Source organism: Mycobacterium sp. 20KCMC460, from assembly GCF_022179425.1.
Lineage (GTDB): Bacteria > Actinomycetota > Actinomycetes > Mycobacteriales > Mycobacteriaceae > Mycobacterium > Mycobacterium kiyosense.
In genome coordinates, this window is record NZ_AP025524.1 from 2889617 (window position 1) to 2912046 (window position 22430).

Annotated in this window: 18 protein-coding genes and 1 pseudogene; 9 read left to right on the forward strand and 10 right to left on the reverse strand. The window is 68.5% G+C overall.

The genetic code is table 11. The annotated features are described in order from the left end of the window. Nucleotides 1-6 precede the first annotated feature (6 nt). Nucleotides 7-642: a pyridoxamine 5'-phosphate oxidase family protein gene (locus MKCMC460_RS13500; protein ID WP_236975480.1), complete on the reverse strand. Its 636-nt coding sequence runs from the start codon at nucleotides 640-642 to the stop codon at nucleotides 7-9. Nucleotides 643-682: 40 nt separating this feature from the next. On the opposite strand from MKCMC460_RS13500, the gene MKCMC460_RS13505 reads away from it, so the two are divergent. Further along, on the forward strand, nucleotides 683-2008 hold the full coding sequence (locus tag MKCMC460_RS13505) for an aminotransferase class I/II-fold pyridoxal phosphate-dependent enzyme (RefSeq protein WP_236975478.1): 1326 nt from the start codon (nucleotides 683-685) through the stop codon (nucleotides 2006-2008). 1 nt (nucleotide 2009) lies between these two features. On the opposite strand, the gene MKCMC460_RS13510 is transcribed toward MKCMC460_RS13505, so the two are convergent. Next, nucleotides 2010-2303 carry a hypothetical protein gene (locus MKCMC460_RS13510; RefSeq protein WP_238305863.1) on the reverse strand — a complete coding sequence of 98 codons (294 nt, stop codon included), beginning with the start codon at nucleotides 2301-2303 and terminating at the stop codon, nucleotides 2010-2012. 58 nt (nucleotides 2304-2361) lie between these two features. On the opposite strand from MKCMC460_RS13510, the gene yaaA reads away from it, so the two are divergent. The 4 genes from yaaA to MKCMC460_RS13530 all read left to right on the forward strand — a co-directional run bounded on the left by yaaA (nucleotide 2362) and on the right by MKCMC460_RS13530 (nucleotide 4490). Next, on the forward strand, nucleotides 2362-3111 hold the full coding sequence (gene yaaA, locus MKCMC460_RS13515) for a peroxide stress protein YaaA (protein WP_236975468.1): 750 nt from the start codon (nucleotides 2362-2364) through the stop codon (nucleotides 3109-3111). A 29-nt stretch (nucleotides 3112-3140) separates the two neighbouring features. Next, nucleotides 3141-3353 carry a type II toxin-antitoxin system VapB family antitoxin gene (locus MKCMC460_RS13520; RefSeq protein ID WP_236975466.1) on the forward strand — a complete coding sequence of 71 codons (213 nt, stop codon included), beginning with the start codon at nucleotides 3141-3143 and terminating at the stop codon, nucleotides 3351-3353. Continuing rightward, complete coding sequence (locus MKCMC460_RS13525) at nucleotides 3350-3754, forward strand: PIN domain nuclease (RefSeq protein ID WP_236975464.1); 405 nt, start codon at nucleotides 3350-3352, stop codon at nucleotides 3752-3754. Before MKCMC460_RS13520 ends, MKCMC460_RS13525 begins: the two co-directional genes overlap by 4 nt. A gap of 148 nt (nucleotides 3755-3902) precedes the next feature. Next, nucleotides 3903-4490: a hypothetical protein gene (locus tag MKCMC460_RS13530; RefSeq protein WP_236975462.1), complete on the forward strand. Its 588-nt coding sequence runs from the start codon at nucleotides 3903-3905 to the stop codon at nucleotides 4488-4490. Nucleotides 4491-4597: 107 nt separating this feature from the next. Here the strand turns inward: MKCMC460_RS13530 and treZ are convergent, their stop codons facing one another. The 6 genes and pseudogenes from treZ to MKCMC460_RS13560 all read right to left on the reverse strand — a co-directional run bounded on the left by treZ (nucleotide 4598) and on the right by MKCMC460_RS13560 (nucleotide 14901). Further along, a complete protein-coding gene (gene treZ, locus MKCMC460_RS13535; RefSeq protein ID WP_236975460.1) occupies nucleotides 4598-6322 on the reverse strand; it encodes a malto-oligosyltrehalose trehalohydrolase in 1725 nt (574 codons plus the stop codon). Then, complete coding sequence (gene treY, locus MKCMC460_RS13540) at nucleotides 6315-8615, reverse strand: malto-oligosyltrehalose synthase (RefSeq protein ID WP_236975451.1); 2301 nt, start codon at nucleotides 8613-8615, stop codon at nucleotides 6315-6317. Before treY ends, treZ begins: the two co-directional genes overlap by 8 nt. Nucleotides 8616-8618: 3 nt before the next feature. After that, nucleotides 8619-10811: a glycogen debranching protein GlgX gene (gene glgX, locus MKCMC460_RS13545; protein WP_238305864.1), complete on the reverse strand. Its 2193-nt coding sequence runs from the start codon at nucleotides 10809-10811 to the stop codon at nucleotides 8619-8621. Nucleotides 10812-10935: 124 nt separating this feature from the next. Beyond that, entirely contained in the window at nucleotides 10936-13092 is a 2157-nt protein-coding gene (locus tag MKCMC460_RS13550; protein WP_236984188.1) for an acyltransferase family protein, read from the reverse strand. Between the two features lie 348 nt (nucleotides 13093-13440). Continuing rightward, nucleotides 13441-14121: pseudogene (gene ripD / locus MKCMC460_RS13555) on the reverse strand (NlpC/P60 family peptidoglycan-binding protein RipD); the annotation flags it as partial. 321 nt (nucleotides 14122-14442) lie between these two features. Further along, on the reverse strand, nucleotides 14443-14901 hold the full coding sequence (locus MKCMC460_RS13560; RefSeq protein WP_236975436.1) for a hypothetical protein: 459 nt from the start codon (nucleotides 14899-14901) through the stop codon (nucleotides 14443-14445). Between the two features lie 196 nt (nucleotides 14902-15097). Here MKCMC460_RS13560 and MKCMC460_RS13565 point away from each other — a divergent pair, with 196 nt between their 5' ends. The 4 genes from MKCMC460_RS13565 to MKCMC460_RS13580 are packed head-to-tail and all read left to right on the forward strand — an operon-like array spanning nucleotide 15098 to nucleotide 18734. Further along, the gene (locus tag MKCMC460_RS13565) at nucleotides 15098-16399 is read left to right on the forward strand and encodes an adenosylmethionine--8-amino-7-oxononanoate transaminase (RefSeq protein ID WP_238305865.1); all 1302 of its coding nucleotides are present in this window, start codon (nucleotides 15098-15100) and stop codon (nucleotides 16397-16399) included. 6 nt (nucleotides 16400-16405) lie between these two features. Further along, complete coding sequence (locus MKCMC460_RS13570) at nucleotides 16406-17548, forward strand: 8-amino-7-oxononanoate synthase (RefSeq protein WP_236975434.1); 1143 nt, start codon at nucleotides 16406-16408, stop codon at nucleotides 17546-17548. After that, entirely contained in the window at nucleotides 17545-18219 is a 675-nt protein-coding gene (bioD, locus tag MKCMC460_RS13575; protein ID WP_238305866.1) for a dethiobiotin synthase, read from the forward strand. The genes MKCMC460_RS13570 and bioD overlap by 4 nt, the downstream gene beginning before the upstream one ends. Then, nucleotides 18219-18734 carry a 2'-5' RNA ligase family protein gene (locus MKCMC460_RS13580; protein WP_236975432.1) on the forward strand — a complete coding sequence of 172 codons (516 nt, stop codon included), beginning with the start codon at nucleotides 18219-18221 and terminating at the stop codon, nucleotides 18732-18734. The genes bioD and MKCMC460_RS13580 overlap by 1 nt, the downstream gene beginning before the upstream one ends. A 131-nt stretch (nucleotides 18735-18865) precedes the next feature. Here MKCMC460_RS13580 and MKCMC460_RS13585 read toward each other — a convergent pair whose 3' ends face one another. Together MKCMC460_RS13585 and MKCMC460_RS13590 are read right to left on the reverse strand one after the other, a co-directional pair. After that, entirely contained in the window at nucleotides 18866-20260 is a 1395-nt protein-coding gene (locus tag MKCMC460_RS13585; RefSeq protein ID WP_238305867.1) for a mechanosensitive ion channel domain-containing protein, read from the reverse strand. Further along, nucleotides 20257-22428 carry an adenylate/guanylate cyclase domain-containing protein gene (locus MKCMC460_RS13590; protein WP_370653126.1) on the reverse strand — a complete coding sequence of 724 codons (2172 nt, stop codon included), beginning with the start codon at nucleotides 22426-22428 and terminating at the stop codon, nucleotides 20257-20259. Before MKCMC460_RS13590 ends, MKCMC460_RS13585 begins: the two co-directional genes overlap by 4 nt. Nucleotides 22429-22430 lie beyond the last annotated feature (2 nt).

The window sequence follows — 22430 nt, forward strand, 5'->3', positions numbered from 1 at the left end:
CGCGGGTCAACGCAAATAAGCGGGCAGCGGGAGGTCGCAGTCGCCGTCGGGGACCGGTGTCCCGGCCGTCAGCGCCAGCGGCACCACCCCGGCCCAATGCGGAAGGGCCAGGTCCTCCGGGTCGTCGGCGACGCCGCCGTCGCGCACCTTGGCCGAGACCTCGACCAGGTCGAGGGCGAGCACCGCAGTGGCCGCCAGCTCGCGGGCGTTCGGTGGCCGGCAGTCCGCGGCGCGGCCGGGCCGGATGTGGTCGAGCAGCGCACCAAGCGCCCGGGCCTTCTCGGCCGGGTCGGCGACGATGCGGGCGGTGCCCAGCGCCACCACCGAGCGGTAGTTCAGCGAGTGGTGCATCGCCGAGCGGGCCAGCACCAACGCGTCGACGAGCGTGACGGTCACACAGATCCGCAACCCGGACAGGCGGGCAGCCAGCATCGGGCCGCTGCCCGAGGAGCCGTGCAGGTAGAGGGTCTCGTCGAGGCGGGCGTGGGTGGTTGGCAACACCACCGGTCGGCCGTCCCGGACATAACCGAGGTGGCAGATCAGCGACTCGTCCAGGATGCGGTGGACGGTGTCGCGGTCGTAGCGCGCACGCTCCCGGTAGCGGGTCGGCGTCGTAGCAGGGGTGGGTAGATACCCGGTCATGCACTTGCCTTTTCATTTGTACTAGTACATAATGATCGATGTGCCAGTACAATACAGCATATCCGGGACGGGTGCGGAGTCGATAGCCGCCAGCGTCGAAGAGGGCATCTCGCAAGGTGCCCTGGCGCCCGGTGACGCGCTGCCGTCGATCCGCGAGGTCGCCACCGAACTCGGGGTGAACGCCAACACCGTGGCCAACGCCTACCGGCTGCTGCGCGATCGCGGCGCGATCGAAACCGCGGGACGCCGCGGCACCCGGGTCCGGCATCGGCCGGCAACCACATCCAGGTCGCTGCTCGGTATCGAGGTGCCGGAGGGGGCGCGCGACCTGTCCAGCGGCAACCCCGACCCCAAGCTGCTGCCGATCGGCGCCGCGCAGGTGGCCCCGCCCCCCGGAGCTCCGGTGCTGTACGGGAAGCCGGCGATGTCGACCGAATTGGTCGACCACGCCCGGGCCGTGCTGACCGCGGACGGCGTCCCCGCCGATCACCTGGCGGTGACCAGCGGCGCACTGGACGGAATCGAACGCGTGCTCACCGCCCACCTGCGCCCGGGGGACCGCGTCGCCGTCGAAGATCCCGGCTGGGCGAATCTGCTGGATCTCATTGCCGCCCTTGGCCTTTCCGCCGAACCGGTGCAGGTCGACGACGACGGGCCGGTGGTCCTGAGCATGGCACGCGCCCTGCGCCGCGGGGTGCGGGCGGTCATCGTCACCAGCCGCGCCCAGAACCCGACCGGAGCCGCGCTGTCCAAGGACCGCGCCCGCGCATTGCGCAGCCTGTTGGCCAGCAAGAACGACGACGTGCTGGTGATCGAGGACGACCATTGCGCCGGGATCGCCGGCGTTGCGCTGCACCCGCTGGCCGGTGCGACACGACGCTGGGCGTTCGTGCGCTCGACGTCGAAGGCGTACGGACCCGATCTGCGGCTGGCCGTGGTGGCCGGGGATCGTCGCACCATCGACCGGGTGCACGGACGGCTGCGGCTGGGGCCGGGGTGGGTGAGTCACCTGCTGCAGGACCTTGCGGTGCGGCTGTGGTTGGACCCCGAGGTGACCCGACTGGTGGTCGCGGCGGGAGATCGGTACGCCAACCGTCGCCACGCCCTGCGCGACGCGCTGGCCGAGCGTGACGTGGCCGCGCACGGCCGGTCCGGCCTCAACGTGTGGATACCGGTCGCCGACGAAACCGCCACCATCACCCGACTGCTGCAGGCGGGCTGGGCCGCGGCGGCGGGAACCCGGTTCCGCATCGACGCGCCGCCGGGGGTTCGCGTCACCATCGCGGATCTGAGCCTCGACGAGATCGAACCGCTGGCCGACGCCATCGCCGCCGCCGTGCACGGCACCGGGCGCCCCAGCGTGTGACTCACCGGGTGGTGAGCAGCCACACGAATACGAACGCGTAAAGGGCGAAGTGGGTGAGCGAGAGCGTCAGGCCGGCGATCGCGACCCGGCGTCCCGCGTCGTTGCGCGTCTGGTGCACGGCGTTGATCGCCACCGGGACGGTGACCAGCCAGCAGGGAATGAACAGGACGAAATACTGCAGGATGCCGCAGACCAGACTGACGACGGCGAGGCCGTTGATCTTCGGGCGCTCGATCGAGTAGCCGGGCGCTGCCAGTTGCGGTGCGATCATCGTCATGCCGGTAGCGTCGTGCACCGCGCTTGGCAGATCCTTGGCGCAGTCTCCCGGCTCCGACGGGCTAGCCTCGGCATCCGTGATCGTGCTGCTACCGCCGTCGGAAACCAAGCGGGGCGGGGGCGACGGCCCGGCTCTGAGCCTGGAGCAGCTCGGCAATCCCTCGTTGGGCTCGCTGCGGTCTGCGCTGATCGGCGAACTCGTCGCTCTCGCGTCCGATCCAGCGGCGTGCCGGACAGCGCTGGGCATCTCTGCCTCGCAGGTCGCCGAGATCGAGCGCAACGCCGCGCTCCGCACCGCGCCGACGCTGCCGGCCATCCGCCGCTACACCGGCGTGCTCTACGACGCGCTGGACATCGATTCGCTGCGCGGCGCCGAGGCAACGCGTGCCGGCGCCCGGCTGATGATCGGTTCGGCTTTGTTCGGGTTGCTGCGCGCCGACGACCTGGTGCCGGCGTATCGGCTTTCCGCCACGTCGAAACTGCCGGGGAAACCCACGTTGGCCGCCCGGTGGCGGCCGCTGTTGGAACCGTTGCTCGCTGAGTTGGCCGCCGAGGATTTGATCGTCGATCTCCGCTCGGGCTCGTATGCGGCGTTGGGGGGCGTACCCAGCGCGGTCCGGGTGAACGTGGTGGCCGAGCAACCCGATGGCCGACGGAGTGTGATCACTCACTTCAACAAGGCGCACAAGGGCCGGCTGGCCCGCGTGCTGGCCGGCACCCGGGCCGAGCCCGACAGCGCGGCCGGTGTCGCCGCCCTCGCCCGTCGGGCTGGAATGTGTGTGGAGCGCAAGGGAAATGAGTTAACCGTCGTCGTTGCGACGGGATAACCCAGGGGCGACTGGTGTATGTTAGGTGTATGTCGCGCACCAATATCGACATCGACGACGAACTCGCCGCCGAGGTGATGCGTCGGTTCGGCCTGCGCACCAAGAGGGCCGCCGTCGATCTCGCGCTGCGTCGACTGGTGGGTTCGCCGTTGAATCGCGAGTTCCTGCTCGAGCTCGAAGGTGTCGGCTGGGAAGGCGACCTCGACGATCTCCGCGACGATCGGCCAGACCAGCTCCGGTGATCCTCATCGACACCTCCGCGTGGGTCGAGTACTTTCGGGCCAGCGGATCAGCCGCTGCTCACGAGGTGCGCCGGCTGATCTCTGACCACGCCGACCAGCTCGCGATGTGCGAGCCGGTGGCTATGGAAATCCTTTGCGGCGCAACCGATGACAACGCACAGGCAAAACTCGAGCGGTTGGTCAACGGCCTACCCTCACTGCCCGTCGACAACGCCATCGATTTCCGAGCCGCGGCGGAGGTCTATCGCTCCGCCCGGCGAGTCGGCGCAACGATTCGCAGCATCACCGACTGCCTGATCGCCGCGGTGGCTATCCGCCATGGCGCTACGGTAATGCACCGCGACGCGGACTTCGACGTCATCGCACGCATCACCCGCCTCGACGCGCAATCGCTGCGCTGAGACTGCGCTCCGCAATCTGCGGGGACTGGGTGCACCGATTTTCGCCCGTGGCGCAACACCGTTGACCCATATCAAGACACTTGATATCAAGGTACTTGATGCCTAGGTGTGCAGATCGCAGGCCGGTTGGCACGAAGGAGAGTGCGAAATGAACTTTGGTGGATTTTCCGGCGGCCCCGACTGGGGTGGCGCAGGTTTCGGCTTCGGATCCGGCCCCGGCGGACACGGCGGGTGCGGCGGGCACGGACACGGTTCCGGCTTCGGTGAGCACGGTTTCGGGGGTGGCCGACTCAAGCGGGCCGCGTTCGGCACTGCCACCCTGCTTCTCGACGGGCCGGCCGACGCCGCCCAGGTGGTACAGCGCGTCACCGAAGCCACCGATGGTGCCTTCAGCCCACCCCAGGAAGTGGCCGAGATTGCGATCGGACTGCTGGCGGCCCGCGGCTTCGTAACCGTCGACAACGGTGTCGCCACTTTGACCGACCTCGGCAAGAACATCTTGGCCTGGCGTGGCGTCACCAGCGAGACCGCGCATGCGATGTTCAGGCGGATGGGCAAGTTCGCCGAAGTCATCAAAATCCGCGCCGGCATGAAAGAAATCGCCGGCATGGCACGAACCATCATGATGACGGGCACCGAGGAGCAGAAGTCGACCCTCGCGGAGGTACGGGCCAACCTCAGCGCCGCAGTCGCCGAAGCCAAGCGGACGTTGCACAGGACGCTCGGCGAAAGCTGACCTGCATGTGGTGGGGAGCGAAAGACCAAGTCTTTCCGCTCCTCACCACACCCGAGTCAGGACGTGGTGATCGTTGGGGTCCGGGCGCCGATCACTGCGACAGTCGCCTATCCACGGCGCAGGATCGCCACCGAATGCCCGGGTAACCGGGTGGCCGCGGCGCCGATGTCGGGTGTATCCCAGGCCAGCACCAGCTCGCCGGTTACCGGTACAGCCACCGCGTCGGCCCCGAGATTGCAGGCGATCGCCAGCGTGTTGCGCCGCAACATAATCCAGCGCTGCGCTTCGTCATAGTCGACGACGAGGTGCCCAAGCCAGGGGTCGGCCAGGTCTGGTTCGTTGTGCCGCAACGCGATCAGATCACGGTAGAACTGCAACAGCCGCGCGTGCTCGCCGGCCTCGAGCTCGGACCAGTCCAGTTTGGAACGCTGGAAGGTCTGCGGGTCCTGCGGGTCGGGAATGTCCTCGGCATCCCAGCCGTGTTCGGCGAACTCCGCCCGGCGGCCGTCGCGGGTGGCCTGGGCCAACTCGGGCTCGGGATGGGAACTGAAGAACTGGAACGGGGTCGAGGCCCCCCACTCCTCACCCATGAAAAGCATTGTGGTGTAAGGGGAGCCGAGTACCAGCGCCGCTTTGACGGCGAGTTGTCCGGCGTCCAGGTTCTGCGACGGGCGATCGCCCAGGGCGCGATTGCCGACCTGGTCGTGGGTGCAGGTGTAGGCCAGCAGCCTGGTCGCCGGCACCCGGGTGGTGTCCAACGGCCGGCCATGCCGGCGGCGCCGGAACGACGAATACGTGCCTGCGTGGAAGAAGCCGTGGCGCAACGTCTGATCCAGTGCGGCGAGCGATCCGAAGTCGCGGTAATAGCCCTGCCGCTCGCCGGACACGGCGGTGTGGACGGCATGGTGAATGTCGTCGTCCCACTGGGCGGTCAAGCCGTAGCCGCCGGCGTCGCGCGGCAGGATCAGCCGCTGATCGTTCAGGTCGCTTTCGGCGACCAATGCCAGCGGACGGCCCAATTGCTGTGCCAGCCGGTCGGTCTCGGTGGCCATCTCCTCGAGGATGTGCACGGCGGTGGTGTCCACCAGCGCATGCACCGCGTCCAGTCGCAGGCCGTCGGCGTGGAAGTCTCGCATCCAGCGCAACGCGCAGCCGATGATGTAGCGGCGCACCTCGTCGGAGTCGGCGTCGGCGATGTTGATGCCCTCACCCCAGGGGTTGCTGCCCGAGGACAGATACGGGCCGAACCGGGGCAGATAGTTGCCCGACGGCCCGAGGTGGTTGAACACCGCGTCGATCAACACGCCCAAACCCTTTGCGTGGCAGGCGTCGACGAGCCGTACCAGTCCGTCCGGGCCGCCGTAGGGCTCGTGCACGCTGTACCACAGCACCCCGTCGTAGCCCCAGCCGTGGGTGCCGGCGAAGGAGTTCACCGGCATCAGCTCGACGAAGTCGACACCGAGATCGACCAGGTAGTCCAGTTTTTCGGTAGCGGAGTCGAAGGTGCCGGCGGCGGTGAAGGTGCCGATGTGCAGTTCGTAGATGACCGCGCCCTCGACGGATCGTCCAGCCCAGTCCCCGTCGGTCCAGGCGGCCGCAGCGGGATCCCACAACTGTGACCGTTCGTGCACGCCGTCGGGCTGGCGCGCCGAGCGCGGGTCGGGCAGTACGGTGGGATCGTCGTCGAGCAGGAAGCCGTAGCGGGCGTCGGCGGGCGCGTCGGCGGTCGTGTGCCACCAGCCGTCGTCGGAGCGGGTCATGGCGTGCACCGCGCCCTCGACATCCAGGCGCACCAACTCGGGTTTGGGCGCCCACACCCGAAATTCAGCCACGATCGCGCTCCAGCAGTACCACCGGCAGATCGGAGAACAGTTGTGCGGCCGAAGTAGGTCCGCTGGCCATGGCGCCGGTCAGCCGATCGGTCCAGGACCCCTCGGGCAGCGGCAGTACCGTGTCACCCCAGCCCGTCTCGGCAAGGCGCACCGTCCAGCGGGTGACCGCAACCAGGATGTCGGGACCGCGCCGAAACGCCAGCACATGATCGGCGGCCTGCCCGGCGGCCGGCACCGGCACGTAGTCGCCGTGCAAGAAGTCGTCCGGCCGGGCCCGCCGCAGCCGCAGCGCGGTGGTGACGACCCGAATCTTGGGATGCTGCAACTCTTTCAAAGCCGACCGGCGGGCGGCGTAGTCGACTTCGCGGCGGTTGTCCGGGTCCACCAGGCTGTCGTCCCATACCTCGGTGCCCTGATAGACGTCGGGGATGCCGGGCACCGTCAGCGCCAGCAGCTTCTGGCCCAGCGCATCGCTGGCGGCGTGCGGGTTGAGCTGTCCGACCAGCTGAGTCAGCTCGCCGGCCACCGGGCCGTCCAGCACGGTGTCGATCCAGCGGTGCACGGCGTCCTCGAACTCGGTGTCCGGGTCGTTCCAGGTGGTGTGCCACGCGGCCTCGCGGATGGCCTTCTCGGCGTAGCCGTGCAGCCGCTGTCGTAGCGAATCGTCGACCTGGCCGCTGACCGGCCAGACGCCGAAGATGTTCTGCCAGAGGAACTGTCCGGTAGCGGGGTCGGGCGAGGGTGCGTGGGTCTCCCAGCGCGAGACGAACTCGGCCCACAACGACGGAACCTGTGACAGCACCCCGATGCGGGCCCGCACGTCCTCGCCGCGCTTGGTGTCGTGGGTGGTCAGCGTCGTCATGGCGGCCGGCCACAACCGGGCGCGGGTGGCCGCGCTCTGATGGAACTCCGCGGCGCCGACACCGAAGCGGTGCGGCTCGCCGCCGACCTCGTTGAGCGACACCAGCCGCGCGTCGCGGTAGAACAGGCAGTCCTCCACCGCCTTGGCGGTCACCGCCCCACACAGTTGCTGCAGCCGGGTGGCCGGCTCGCCGCCGCGAGCCAGCGCGGTCGCCAGCACCTGCAGGGCGGGTCCGTATTCCGGTTGCGCCGCTTCGGTTTCGGCCAGAGCGGTGGGCAGGATCGCGGCCAGGCCGCGGTAGTCGCTGCGGTAGACATCGATGTGGGTCAACAGGGCCGCGACCGCCTCCGGCAGCGACGGGTCGTCGGCGCCCGCGGCGGCCACGATGCTGCGGTGCAGCCGAGCCAGCTCACTGGCCAGCGTTTCGGTCGCGGCCCGGATTTTCAGCTCGGACAACATGTTCGGCATCGCCGCATAGTCGAGGCCGACGGATTGGACCAGAGCGGTGAGCGCCGGTGCGCCCGAGGGGTCGACGAACAGGCCGCCCACTTCCCGCAGCACGTCGTAGCCGGTGGTCCCGGCGACCGGCAGGGTCGGTTCCAGGGCCTCGTCGACGGCCAGGATCTTCTCGATCACGATCCACGCCTGTGGTCCCACCAGCTCCCGCAGCCACTCCAAATAGCCTGCCGGATCGGACAATCCGTCTGGGTGATCGATCCGCACACCGTCGACCAGGCCGTCGCGCACCCAGCGGCCCACCTCGGCGTGGCTGGCGTCGAACACCGCGCGGTCCTCCTGGCGAAGTCCCGCCAGCGAGGTGATGGAGAAGAAGCGGCGGTAACCACACACCCCGTTGCGCCAGCCGACCAACCGGTAATGCTGGCGGTCGTGCACCTCGGGTCCGCTGCCGGCTCCGGTGCCGGGCGCGATCGGCAGCGCCAGATCACCCAGTCGCAGCAGGTCGACGTCGGCGCTCAGATCGGCGACATCGTCGTCGGACCCCAACAGCGGCAACACGATTCGCCCGGCATCGTCCAGCGACCAGTCGATGTCGAAGAAGTCCGCGTACCGGGAGTCCCGCCCGTGCCGCAGCACATCCCACCACCAGGCGTTCTGCTCGGGCTTGTCGATGCCCACGTGATTGGGCACCACGTCGACAACCAGGCCCATGCCCCGCTCCCGCGCCGCGGCCGCCAACCCGGCCAGCGCCTCGGGGCCGCCGAGTTCGCTCGACACCGTGGTGGGGTCGGTGACGTCGTAGCCGTGCGAGGATCCCTCCACCGCGGTCAGGATGGGGGACAGGTACAGGTGCGACACCCCGAGGTCGTCGAGATAGTCCAGCAGGCCCTCGGCGTCGGCAAGAGTGAACGCAAAACCACTGGACGCGCCACGAAGCTGCAACCGGTAGGTTGACGTTATCGGAAAAGCCATGCGTCACAAAGTCTTACGAAGGATGAAGACGGAACGTCCGGGCACGGCCAGTTCTTCGCCGCGCTTGACGAAGCGTTCCGCGCCACCGGTCGGGTGATTCGTGTCGAGTTCTACGATCCACTCCTTCGCGTAGTCGTCGCCGGGCATGACGAAGGTGACCTCCTCGTCATGGGCGTTGAAGCACAACAGGAACGAGTCGTCGACCACCCGTTCGCCGCGGCGATTGGGTTCGGCCAGTGCCTGACCGTCCAAAAAGACCGCGATCGATTTGCCGAAGTAGTTGTCCCAGTCCTGGGCGGTCATCTCCGCGCCCGTCGGGGTCAGCCAGGCGACGTCGTGCAGGCCGGTGCCACCCGGACCCGGTTTGCCCTTCAGGAAACGTCGGCGCCGAAACACCGGGTGTTTCTTCCGCAATGCTGTCACCTTGCGGGCGAACGTCAGCTGGTCGGCGTTGGTGCCGAGCAAAGACCAGTCCATCCAGGACAATTCGGAGTCCTGGCAGTACACATTGTTGTTGCCCAGCTGGGTGCGCCCGATCTCGTCGCCGTGCGAGATCATCGGGGTACCCTGGCTGACCATCAGCGTCGCCCAGAAGTTGCGCATCTGCCGGCAGCGCAGCTCGTTGATGTCGGGGTCGTCGGTGGGGCCTTCCACGCCGCAGTTCCAGGACCGGTTGTGACTTTCGCCGTCGCGGTTGTCCTCACCGTTGGCCGCGTTGTGTTTCTCGTTGTAGGACACCAGGTCCTGCATGGTGAAGCCGTCGTGGGCGGTGACGAAATTGATGCTGGCACTGGGCCGCCGGCCGGTCGCCGCATACAGGTCCGACGACCCGGTCAACCGGGAAGCGAACTCGCCAAGGGTCGCGGGCTCGCCCCGCCAGTAGTCGCGCACAGTGTCGCGGTATTTCCCGTTCCACTCGGTCCACAAACCTGGGAAGTTGCCGACCTGGTAGCCGCCTTCGCCGACGTCCCACGGCTCGGCGATCAGCTTGACCTGGCTGACCACCGGGTCTTGCTGCACCAGGTCGAAAAACGCCGACAACCGGTCGACGTCATAGAACTCGCGGGCCAGAGTGGCGGCCAAATCGAAGCGGAACCCGTCGACGTGCATCTCGAGCACCCAGTAGCGCAGCGAGTCCATGATCAGTTGCAGGGTGTGCGGGTGGCGGACGTTGAGGCTGTTGCCGGTGCCGGTGAAGTCCTTGTAGTGCCGCAGGTCTCCGTCGACCAACCGGTAATAGGCGGCGTTGTCGATGCCGCGGAAGTTGATGGTCGGGCCCAGGTGGTTTCCCTCGGCGGTGTGGTTGTAGACCACGTCCAGGATCACTTCGATGCCGGCCTCGTGGAAGGAGCGCACCATCGCCTTGAACTCGGCCACCGCACCGCCGGGTTTACGGGTCGCCGCGTACTGGTAGTGCGGTGCCAGGAAGCCGAAAGTGTTGTAGCCCCAGTAGTTTCGCAGTCCCAGGTCGACCAGCCGATGGTCGTGCATGAACTGATGCACCGGCATCAGTTCGATGGCGGTGACGTTCAGCGACTTGAGGTGGTCGATGATGACCGGGTGCGCCAGCCCCGCGTAGGTGCCGCGCAGTTCGGGCGGGATGCCGGGGTGCGTCTGGGTCATGCCCTTGACGTGGGCCTCGTAGATGATGGTCTCGTGGTACGGCGTGCACGGCGCGCGGTCGGACGCCCAGTCGAAGAACGGGTTGATCACCACGCTGGTCATGGTGTGGCCCAGGGAGTCGATCATCGGCGGGACACCGGTCTGCGTTGGATCCTCGGCCGCGACCTCCAGGTCGTAGGAGAACAGCGCCTGGGTGAACTTGAAGTCGCCGACGAAGGACTTACCGTACGGGTCGAGCAGCAGCTTGCTCGGATCACAGCGGTGCCCGGAGGCGGGATCGAAGGGGCCGTGCACCCGAAACCCGTACCGCTGCCCCGGGGTAACCGCGGGCAGATAGCAATGCCAGAGGAAGCCGTCGACCTCCTCGAGATTGATCCGGGTCTCGGAGCCGTCCCGGGCGATCAGGCACAACTCCACCTTGTCGGCAACCTCGGAGAACAGCGAAAAGTTGGTACCGGCACCGTCATACGTGGCCCCCATCGGGAACGGCGCGCCGGGCCAGACCGCCGCCACCGAGGGGGAGTCCTCGGCGCCGTCGAATGCCTTGTCGGTCCCTTGCACGGTCCCAGCCATCACTCGACCTTAACGGTGCGCCCGCTGCGCCGTCGCTGCGCGCGACGGCACCGCGAAAATGGAGCCCGATCTCACAGTCCGGTGACACCGGCGGCACCACTTACGCCGGCGCCACACCAGGCCGCTACCACCAGCTGGTGGCCACCGAGATCTGCCGGCCCAGTTCGGGCGCCAGCGTGCGCATGTAGGTCGGGGTCAGATGGTGTGGGTCCCGGTAGATCAACACGTTGCCCTCGGCCGCCTGGCAGATGTCGGGCCGGCAGATGGCGTCGGACAGGTCCAGAGGCTTGAGCAGGGGGAACTGCCCGACGAAATCCAAGGTGGTGTTGTGCTCGGAGAGCAGTTCGGACCGCTTGATCCCACAGGACGCCGGGGTGCCGTCCTTGGCCAGGCAGTCCGCGGCGTTGAACGGCTGGCCGTCCTTGACCAACCAGGGCGTGTCCCGGACGCCCAGGATCGGGATATTGTTGTCGGACAACGTTTTCCAAATCCCGATGTAGGTGGCCGGCATCACGTCGCCGGGCTTGATGTTCCACGGTCGGGTGGTAGTGGTGAACACATAGTCCGGGCGATCGGCGACCAGTTTGGCCATCGTCGTCTCCACCCACTGCCGGCACTGTGGGTACGGCGCGTTGTTGCCCATGATCAGCGGGACCTGTTCGGTGGACAGCGCGCAACCCATCTTCAGGTAGGTCACCACCCGGAAGTGGTGCAGACGGCCCAGCAGATCCAGGGCGGTCAGCCAGTGCTCGGCGTGTGAACCGCCGGCCAGCGCGATGGTGCGCGGTGCGTCGGTATCGCCGTAGGTGCAGTTCACCACCGCCGGGTTGACGAAGTCGCTGATGCAGCCGTCCCGGGTGGAGGCAGGCAGGTCCTCCTTGACTTCCAGCACGGTCGGCCGCATCCGCAGGTTGGGCACCCGCACGTGCTGGGTGAGCGCGCGGGCACCCGGGTAGTCGACCGCGCTCAGCCCGCTGAGTTCCTTGCCCGAGGCACGTTCGACGATCAGGTGCTCACGCCAGGTGAACGAAGTCGCGGTCAAGGTGACGGCCAGCAACGCCACCACCGAGCCCAAGGCGATCGTCGGCCGGCGCAACCGCTGTCGCCAGGGGGTCATCGTCGCCGGCTGGGCGGAGGCGCGGTAGCGCAGCGGGTCCTCGACCTGACGCAGGGTCAGGTACGCCAGCAATCCCGACACCAGCAGCACACCCGCGCCCTCGACGAAATTGACGTGCTTGTGGCCGGTGTAGGACAGCCAGAAGATCAGCAGCGGCCAATGCCACAGGTACAGCGAGTAAGCCATCGCCCCCAGGGTGAACAGCGGCCCGACCGCGAGCATCCGGTTGGGCAGCGGCATCCGGTCGCGGGTGTCGGCGCGGGCCGCCATGTTGGCTCCGGCCAGGATCATCAGCACGGTGGCGCCCACCGGCACCAGCGCCCACGGGCCGGGGAACTCCTTGACGCCGTCGATCAGCGCGCCGCAGGACAAAATCGCCGCCAGCGCCACCGTGGCGACGACCGTCCGCAGCCACATCGGCCAGCGGATGTAGGGCACCAGCGCCCCCACCAGCGCGCCCAGCAGCAATTCCCACCCCCGGGCGAAGGTGTTGTAGTACGCGGTCGGTTGATAGTTCTGGTGAGCGACGATCGCGTAGCAGAACGACGCTACCGTCAGCACGCTCAGCAGCACCACGAACAGCGTCCGCAGGTGTCTGCCCAGGACGTCCCGGAACAGGTAGACGCAGCCGGCGACCACGATCAGGAACGCGACGTAGAACTGGCCCTGCACCGACATCGACCAGATGTGCTGCAGCGGGCTGACAGCTTCGCCGGCGCGCAGGTAGTCCGACGCCGAGTTGGCCAGTTCCCAGTTCTGGTAGTAACCCAGACTGGCCAGGCTCTGGTCGGCGAACGTCTCCCACCGGGTCTCGGGCTGCACCAGCACGGTCAGCAGGGCGCACCCGGCGAGCACCACGACCAGGGCGGGCAGCAACCGGCGGACCAGCCGGACGAATTCGGTCGGACCCGACAGCGTCCCCCCGAGCCCGGCGCGCAGGATCTTGCCGCCATAGAAGAAGCCGGACAGGGCCAAAAAGACGTCGACGCCGCCGGAAACCCGGCCGAACCAAATGTGGAAGACGGCCACGAGCAGGATCGCGATGCCGCGCAGGCCGTCGAGATCGTGCCGGTAGAAGCCCGACGTCCGGGTGCCCATGCCACCCGGATCCGGCGGCGCGGACCCGGTCTCGGCGGCTGGTGGGGGCGGTGTCGCGGTCGTCATGGTCACCGCCAACTTACCGAAAACCGCCACCTGCTCTGCGCCGTCGGCGCGGGAGCAAATGGCGGTCGGGGTGGTACCGGGCGGCGATTACCTGCCCGTACCGGCCGCGGGGGCCGGCTGGACCGGAACCAACTGCAGGGGCGCCTGCGGTGCGGGCACCGCCTGCGCCGGCGCCTGAGGTGCGGGGACCGCCTGGGCCGGCGCCTGCGGTGCGGGCACCGCCTGCAGTGGCGCCTGCTGGGTGGTGACGGTCTGCAACGGGGCCTGCGGGGTGGGCAGCGTCTGCAGCGGGGCCTGCTGCAGCGGGGCTTGCTGGCCCGGGACCTGCTGGGCCGGCGCCTGCTGGCCCGGCAACTGCTGAACCGGTGCCTGCTGCGCGGGCGCCTGCTGGCCGGGCACCTGCTGGGCCGGGGCCTGCTGACCCGGGACCTGTTGGGCCGGCGTCTGCTGACCGGGGACCTGCTGGGCCGGGGTTTGCTGGCCGGGGACCTGCTGGGCCGGGGTTTGCTGCGCCGGCGCGGCCGGAGTGTTCTGCGTCCCCAGGATCCGGACCAGGTAAGGCGCCATGTTGGTGCTGCGCACCGGTGAGACCTGGACCACGTCGCCGACCTCGATCATCTGGCCGTTTCCGAGGTACATCGCCACCGACTGGGTGCCCTCGGGGCCGTAGAAGATCAGGTCGCCCTTTCGTGCCTGCGCCGGCAACACCCGTTGGCCGACCTTGTACATCTGACCGGACGAGCGGGGCAGCTTGAGCCCGGCGCCGGCGTAGGCGTACTGCATGAGGCCCGAGGCGTCGAACCCGACGGTGTTGATGCCGCTGCCGGTGCCGCGGGTGGGTCCGGTGACGCCGCCGCCGGCCCAGGAGAACGGCACGCCGCGCTGCGACAGAGCGCGGGCGACGACCACATCGGTGGCTTGGGCATAGTCCATCGGCTTGGTGGCCGGATCCGCGGCCGCTATGCCCGTGGCGGCGATCGGCGCCACCATCATGACCAGACCGATCGCGAGGGCGTAGACGCGCTTCATGTGATTCCTCACCTTCCGGGGCCGTTCGGCCCTTCTGTGCCGGGCGCGGTGACTGCGCGCTTCGGCCGCCGTTCCAGGCGGGCGAGGGCCGCATCGTCGTGGCCTCGCGCCGCTGGATGACTCGTGGTAGGTGAACCAGTCGGTTAGGCCAACTTATTCACACCAGTCACTACAGACACTTTGGCAACATAGAGTAGCGCGCGCCAGCGCCGCCAAACATTATTTGTAGGAACGTGACCGGACGGTGATTGGCGACGCCAATTCCGTGATGGCAGTTGCGATTTCGGTCTTACGAACGTTGCCGCCGCGTGACCTTCCGGCTCAGTGCCAGTACTGTGCGCTGAATGCCGTCAGAGCATGCGCCACGAACGACGTGACCACCAGAATCAGCACGGCGATCGCCGGCCAGAAGGACATGAACCAGCCCTTGAGCAGCGACACGAACGGCCCGACGCCGCACGCGGCCAGCGCCGCACCGATGCCGCCCCACATCACCGGATAGATGTAGTAGTTCACTCCGAAGGGCACCGGCTCGCACGTGTCCTGCGGACAGATGTCACTGGTGAAGCCGTAGAGCTTGGCGGGCCAACTGGTTGCCGTCGCGAGCACTACCAGCGCGCCGATCAGCACCACGGTGCAGATTATGTCCAGCGGGGACAGCCGCAGCCGCAACACCGGCGGCGGGCCTTCGTCGAGGTGTTCGCCGGGTTCGGCGGGGAAGTCGACCGTGTCGGGGACGTCGGTCGCGGTGGGGGCGTCCGGCTCGTGGGGTGCAGCCATAGCTGCCAATGCTTCCCGATGACCGCTCGTTTGGCGACTTGTGCTGACTTGCCAGGCGCGCGCCTTGCGTGAAATGAGGGCGAAGAGCGACCCGGAGACCGCCCAGTGTTCACGCGAGACGCGCCCACGGTGCGCGAGAGTTTGGGAAGACAGCGGCCAAGGGCGGAATCAAGCGACTGGGATACTGTCGAACCCCGTGACGGCAGGGCGGCCCGGGTTGACCCCCGAGCAGATCAGCGCGATCGACGCCGCCCATCTGTGGCATCCCTACAGCACCATCGGCGGCGAGGCGATCCCCCCGGTGGTCGCGGTCGCCGCCCGCGGCGCTGGACTGACCCTGATCCGCGACGGTCGGCCGATCGAGGTGCTCGACGCGATGAGCTCGTGGTGGACCGCGATCCACGGCCACGGCCACCCGGTCCTGGATGCGGCGATGACCGCCCAGCTGGCGACCATGAACCACGTCATGTTCGGCGGTCTGACCCACGAACCGGCGGCCCGGTTGGCGCAACTGCTGGTGGAGATCACCCCGCCGGGCCTGGAAACGGTCTTCTTCAGCGACTCCGGGTCCGTATCGGTGGAGGTCGCGGTCAAGATGGCGCTGCAGTACTGGCGCAGCCTGGACCGGCCCGCCAAGCACCGCCTGATGACCTGGCGCGGCGGCTACCACGGCGACACTTTCACCCCGATGAGCGTCTGCGACCCCGACGGCGGCATGCATTCGCTGTGGACCGACATCCTGGCCGCCCAGGTGTTCGCCCCGCAGGTGCCGCGCGACTACGACCCCGCCTACAGCGCCGCCTTCGAAACCCAGCTCGCCGTTCACGCCGCCGAACTCGCGGCGGTGATAGTCGAACCCGTTGTGCAGGGCGCCGGCGGGATGCGGTTCCACGACCCCCGCTACCTGGCCGACCTGCGCGACATCTGCAGCCGCCACCAGGTGCTGCTCATCTTCGACGAGATCGCCACCGGCTTCGGCCGCACCGGCGAACTGTTCGCCGCCGACCTTGCCGGCGTCAGCCCCGACATCATGTGTGTCGGCAAGGCGCTCACCGGCGGCTACCTCAGCCTGGCCGCCACGCTGTGCACCCGCGACATCGCACACACCATCAGCACCGGCCACGGCGCCCTGATGCACGGTCCGACGTTTATGGCCAACCCGCTGGCCTGCGCGGTGTCGGTGGCCAGCGTGGAACTGCTGCTGTCCCAGGACTGGCGCTCCCGCGTCGCCGAAATCGGTGCGCAGCTGACCGCCGGGCTGGAACCCGCCCGCCAGCTGCCGCAGGTGATCGACGTGCGGGTATGCGGCGGCATCGGCGTCATCGAGTGCGATCGCACCGTCGACCTGGCCGTCGCCACTCCCGCGGCGCTGGACTGCGGGGTGTGGCTGAGGCCGTTCCGCAACCTGGTGTACGCCATGCCGCCTTATATCTGCGGGCCGGCCGAGATCGCACAGATCACCTCGGCGATGGTGCAGGTTGCCGGCCTCGTAGGCTGAGCGTCGATGAAAGCACCGATCGAGACCTCGCCGCTGGCCTGGCTGGAGGTGGTCGAGGCCCAGCGCCGCGAGGCCGGGCTGCGGCGTTCGCTGCGGCCGCGGCCACCGGTGAGCACCGAACTCGACCTCGCTTCCAACGACTACCTGGGGCTCTCGCAGCACCCCGACGTCATCGACGGCGGCGTGCAGGCATTGCGGGTATGGGGCGCCGGGTCCACCGGATCGCGGCTGGTCACCGGGGACACCGAGCTACACGCCCAGTTCGAGACCGAGCTCGCCGAATACCTCGGCGCGGCCGCCGGGCTGGTGTTCTCCTCCGGCTACACCGCGAACCTGGGTGCCGTGGTGAGCCTGTCCGGGCCGGGTTCGCTGCTGGTGTCCGACGCCTACTCGCACGCCTCGCTGGTGGACGCCTGCCGGCTGTCCCGGGCCAGGGTCGTGGTGACGCCCAATCGCGACGTCGGTGCCGTGGCGGCGGCGCTGGGATCACGTCAGGAGGAGCGCGCCGTCGTGGTCACCGACTCGGTGTTCAGCGCCGACGGGTCGTTGGCGCCGCTGCGCGAGCTACACGACGTGTGCCGCCGGCACCGCGCGCTGCTGATCGTCGACGAGGCCCACGGCCTCGGGGTGCGCGGCGGCGGCCGCGGCTTGTTGCACGAGGTCGGGCTGGCCGGTTCCCCTGACGTGGTGGTGACGACGACGCTGTCCAAGGCGCTGGGCAGTCAGGGTGGTGTGGTGCTGGGCCCGGCCGAGGTGCGGGCTCACCTGATCGATGCGGCGCGGCCGTTCATCTTCGACACCGGGCTGGCGCCTGCAGCGGTCGGCGCGGCGCTCGCCGCGCTGCACGTGCTGCAGGACGAGCCGTGGCGCCCGGCCGCGGTGCTTGCGCATGCCGCCGAGCTGGCCCGGGTCTGCGATGTTCCGGAAACACCGGAATCTGCGGTGGTGTCGGTGATCCTGGGCGAGCCGGAGGTCGCGCTGGCCGCGGCGACGGCGTGCCTGCACGCCGGGGTCAAGGTCGGCTGCTTCCGCCCGCCCACGGTTCCGGCCGGGACGTCGCGCCTGCGGCTGACTGCCCGTGCCTCGCTGAGCGCCGAGGAACTCCAGCTGGCCGGCCGGGTGCTCGCCGACGTACTCTCCGGCACTTGACCGTCCTGGTCGTCACCGGGACCGATACCGGCGTCGGCAAGACCGTCGCCACCGCCGCGCTGGCGTCGCACGCACGGCAACTGGGCATCGGAGTGGCGGTGTGCAAGCCCGCGCAGACCGGCACCGCCGACGGCGACGACGATCTGGCCGAGATCGGCCGGCTGTCCGGGGTGACCGAACTGGCCGGCCTGGCGCGCTATCCACTGCCGATGTCGCCGACGGCCGCGGCCGCGCAGGCGGGTCTGCGGCTGCCGACCCGGGAACAGGTACTGGCGTTGATCCGCGGCGTGGACCGCCCGGGACGACTGACGCTGGTCGAGGGCGCCGGCGGCCTGCTGGTCGAGCTCGCCGAGGGGGGAGTCACGCTACGTGACCTGGCCGCCCAGCTGAGCGCGCCGGCGCTGGTGGTGGCCAGGGCGGGACTGGGCACCCTCAACCACACCGCTTTGACCCTGGAAGCGCTTGCTGCGCAAGGTGTTTCGTGCGCCGGACTGGTTATCGGGAGCTGGCCGGCCCAGCCCGGGCTGGTGGAGACCACCAACCGGACGGCACTGGAACGGCTGGCGCCGGTGCGCGCGGTGCTGCCCGACGGGGCGGCCGCAGCGGCCGACTTTACGGCCATGAGTCGTCAGGCGTTCGACTTCGACTGGGTCAGGACGCTGGTCGGCTGATGGTGCACTCGATCGAATTACTCTTCGACCCCGACACCGAAGCCGCGATCCGGCGCCTCTGGGATGAACTGGCCCACGCCGACATCGCGGCCCGGATTCCGCCCGGGCGTCCCCACGTGACGCTGGCCGTTGCCCAACGCATCGACACCGACGTCGACGAACTCTTGGCGCCGGTGGTGACCCGGTTGCCGCTGCGGTGTGTGGTCGGCGCGCCGGTGTTGTTCGGCCGCAACAATGTGGTGTTCGCCCGACTGGTGGTGCCGTCACGCGCGCTGCTGGACCTGCACGCCGAAGTCCACCGGATCTGCCAGCCGCACCTGCGACCCGGACCGATGCCCAACAGCCGGCCCGATCAGTGGACCGCGCATGCCACGCTGGCCCGCCGGATCGAGGCCGCCGACCTGGGGCGGGCGCTGGGCATCGCGGGCCGGCCGGCACAGATCGCGGGCGCGTTCACCGCGATGCGCCGTTGGGACGGTGACCAGCGGGTCGAGTCAATCCTGGGTCCAAGGTGACTCAAATAATTGGCGCCGGTGGTGGTGGGGCCGGCGGTGGCGCTGCTGCGGCCGCCGGGGGCGGGGGCGGGGCCGGTGGCGCTAACTCGGGCGCATGGTGGCTGTACCCGCTCGGCTTCCCGTTGCCGTAGCTAGCGGACGCGCTCGGGCGTGGTGGCCTGCTCGACTCGGGCGCGCCGTTCGTCGATGGCGCGGCCCAACTCCTGCTGCAGCAATGGCTTGCCCATCACGAACTGGGCGAGATGCTCACGATCGATCTGCAGCGCAGTCACTTCCCCGATCGCGCGTGCGTCGGTCAGATTGGGCTGACGGGTCAGCGCGGTCGCACCGATGAACGAGCCCTCGTCCATGATGCCGATCACCACCGGCGATCCGTCGTGTGCCACCGAGGTCAACCGCACGCTGCCGTCGATCAGGAACGTCATTTTCGCGGGCACCTGATCGGCGTGCTCAACGATCTCGTCCGCGGCGTACCGCACGATCCTGGCGTGCGATCCCAGGGTCTGCCGGTCGTCCGGGCTCAGCCGCAGCGCGGGCGCCACCACCGTCCGCAGCGCCTGCTCGACCCGCTCCGGCGTCGAATAGTCGTCGTCCTGTTCGTCGAGGTGCAAGCCCTCGCGGCGGGCCGCGTACCACAGCCAGCGCAGGAAGGTGGCCTGCGCGGCGGAGTCGTCGGCGGGTGACCGCAGCCCGACGGTGACCCGGTACTCGCCGCTCCCGACGGGTAAGGCGGTGCTGTCGAAGTCGCCCCGGCGCTGGGGCAATGCGTCGGCGGTCCGGATCAGCAGCGCGCACACCCGCTCGGGTGGGTCGGCTGCCGAGAACGTGGACGTGATCACCAGCTTGTGCTCCCCGCCCGGTCGGCTGAGATTGGTGAACGAGGTGGTGGCCAGTACCGAGTTGGGGGTGATCTGGACGCCGTGGCCGGTCTGGATGTGGACGGCCCGCCAGTTGGCCTCGATGATCCGGCCGCGAGCGGCCGGAGTGTCCAGCCAGTCGCCGATCCGGAACGGCTGCTCGAACAACACGAACAGACCGGACACGATCTGGCCGACCGAATTCTGCAGCATCAGACCGATGACCACCGACGTCACACCCAGCGCGGTGAAGATGCCCCCGACCCGCACCCCCCACACGTAGGACAAGATCACCGCCAGGCCCACGCCGATCAGCAGGAACCGGGTCACGTCCAGGAAGATGCCGGGCACCCGCTTGCGCCACGAGCCTTGCGGGGCACCCTCGAACACCGTCGCGCCGAGCCCGGACAGCAGCAGCACCAGCAGGGCGAAGCCGAATACGGTCGCGAGCAGTCGCACCGAGGTGACGTCCCGGGGCAGCTTCGCGACCTGCACCAGCAGCACCAACAGCGCGCCCAGCGGTACCAGATAGTTGCGCAGCAGCAGCACCGGCCGGGCCAGCGGGCTGGCGGCGCGGACCAGGTAGTGGTGCCACTCGGTGATGGCGATCAGCAACAGCGGCAGGCCGGTCACCAACGCGGCGGCCCACCAGAGGAATGAAATGCTCACCGTTCCTCCGCAAGTCGCCAGATCTGTTGTTCAGTGCCCGCGACGGTGACGGTGCCGGCCGGCGCGAACTGCCGGATGTCGCCCATCGCCTCGTAGACCGCAGTGGTCACGTAGATCCCCGCTTGCGAGGTGCTGCCACGCACGCTGTGGGCGAGGTTGACCGCCGCGCCCCACATGTCGTAGACGATGCTGGACCGTCCGACCAGCCCGCTGATCACATGGCCGGTGTTGATTCCGGCGCGCAACGCCAGGTGGTAGCCCGTCTTGCTGTTGAACCGTTCGATGATGTCCTGCATCTCCACGGCGAATTCGACGGTGCGGTGCACGCTGTCCAGGCGCGGGAAGTTCAGCCCGCAGCTGGCCAGGTAGCCGTTGTGCAGCGTTCGAATCGGTTCGACGCCAAGGGCTTCCGCGGCGGCGTCGAGTTCCTGGATCAGGTCGTCGACGATGCTCACCAATTCTTCGCCGGGCAGCTTGCTGGAGATCTCGTCAAGGCCGATGAAGTCGGCGAAGATGACGGTGACGTCCTGGTGTTCCTGGGCGATCGTCTGTTCGCCCTCGCGGTAACGTTGCGCGACCGGTTCGGGCATCAACGAGCCCAATAGTCGGTCGTTCTCTTTGCGCTGTTCGCTCAGCAGGTCTTCCTTGATCTGCAGATTGCGGCTCATGTCGTTGAAAGCGTCGGTGAGTTCCCCGATTTCATCGCGTGAGGTCACCGGTATCGCAACCTCGTAGTTGCCGGCGCTGATTTCGCGGGTGCCGTTCTGTAACCGCCGGATCGGCCGCACGAATATCTGAGCCACTAGCAACGCGCCGACGCAGATCACGAAAACCATTGCCGCGGTGGCAATTACCAGAGTCTGCGTGAGTGAGACGAAGCGGGCGTTGGCTTCCGAGGTCTCCCGGGACGCCAAGACCGACCAGTGCAGATCGGAGTTCGGCAGCGACAGCGGAGCGTAGGCCACCAGTTCCCGACGGCCCAGATAGTCGGTGTCGATCATGGTGCCGGTTTCGCCCCGCTGCGCGGCGCGAACCGCCTGGGTCGCGACCGGCTGCACGAGTGTCGTTCCGCGCCAACGGATCGCCTCGTCGACGATGTCCGCCCGGGTGCCTGCCGCTATGGCCTCGGTCCGATACCGCTGCGGGTCCTCCAGAAACAACCGCGAGTCAGAACGCATCAGGCTGTCCGGACCGGCAAGATAGGTTTCGCCTGTCTCGCCCATGCCGGCGGCTCGCCAGTTTCGATCGGCGGTCATGATGCGGTTCACCTTGGCGATCGGTAGGGGCAGCGCCAGCACCCCCGCGGCCTTTCCCGGCGGCCCGATCGGTGCCACCAGCCAGGCCAGTGGTTGGCCCAGTTGAGCCTGGTAGGGCTGAAAGTCGGTGATCCACACGAAATTCGCGGAGTTGGCGCCCATCGCCCGTTCGTAGGCGCCGCGCAGGTTGGACTGCCGGTAGGGGCCGGTGACGATATTGGTGCCCAGTGAGGCGTTCTTGCGCACGCTGTAGACGACGTTGCCGCGAGCGTCGAGCAGCAGGGCGTCGCGGTACTCGAACCGGGTGGCGATCAAGCGGAAGTATTCGTTGAAGCGGGCGTTGGCCGCCGACCAGGCGCTGCCGTCGCCGGCATCGTCGAGCTCCGATGCGTTCGGCTGCACCGAGTAGTGGGCCTGCAAATACCTTTGCGAGTTGTTGGTGGGCAGCAGCGCGTCGAGATCCAGCTTGGTGCCGGTGGCGCTCTCGACGGGCTGGATCAGCCTGTTGTTGTAGTAGTCGACGAGCGCCTGTTGCTGCGCGGGGTCGACGGGCGCGGTCGCGAGCTGATCGAATCCGGCGGTGAACGCCTGAACCGCTTCGAGCGCGGTCGACCCGCGGCTGTAGACCACCAGCGAGTTCGCCAGGTCGGTGAACAGCGTCTCGATACCCCGCTTCTGCAGCTCACGCAACTGGGTCATCCGCTCGGACGCCGACGGCAGCAACGCGTTGCGCGCGGCTACGTACCCGACCACTCCGATCACGCCCAGCGACGTCAGGCTGGCGATCAGCAGCATCGCCATCACCTTGGACTGCAGGCTGAACCACGGCCTGACCAGGGGACGCCGCCACCGCCGGCCCGGCCGGGGGGTGTCGCCCACGGGAATCTCGTCAGTCGAACTCGGCGAGGTCAATT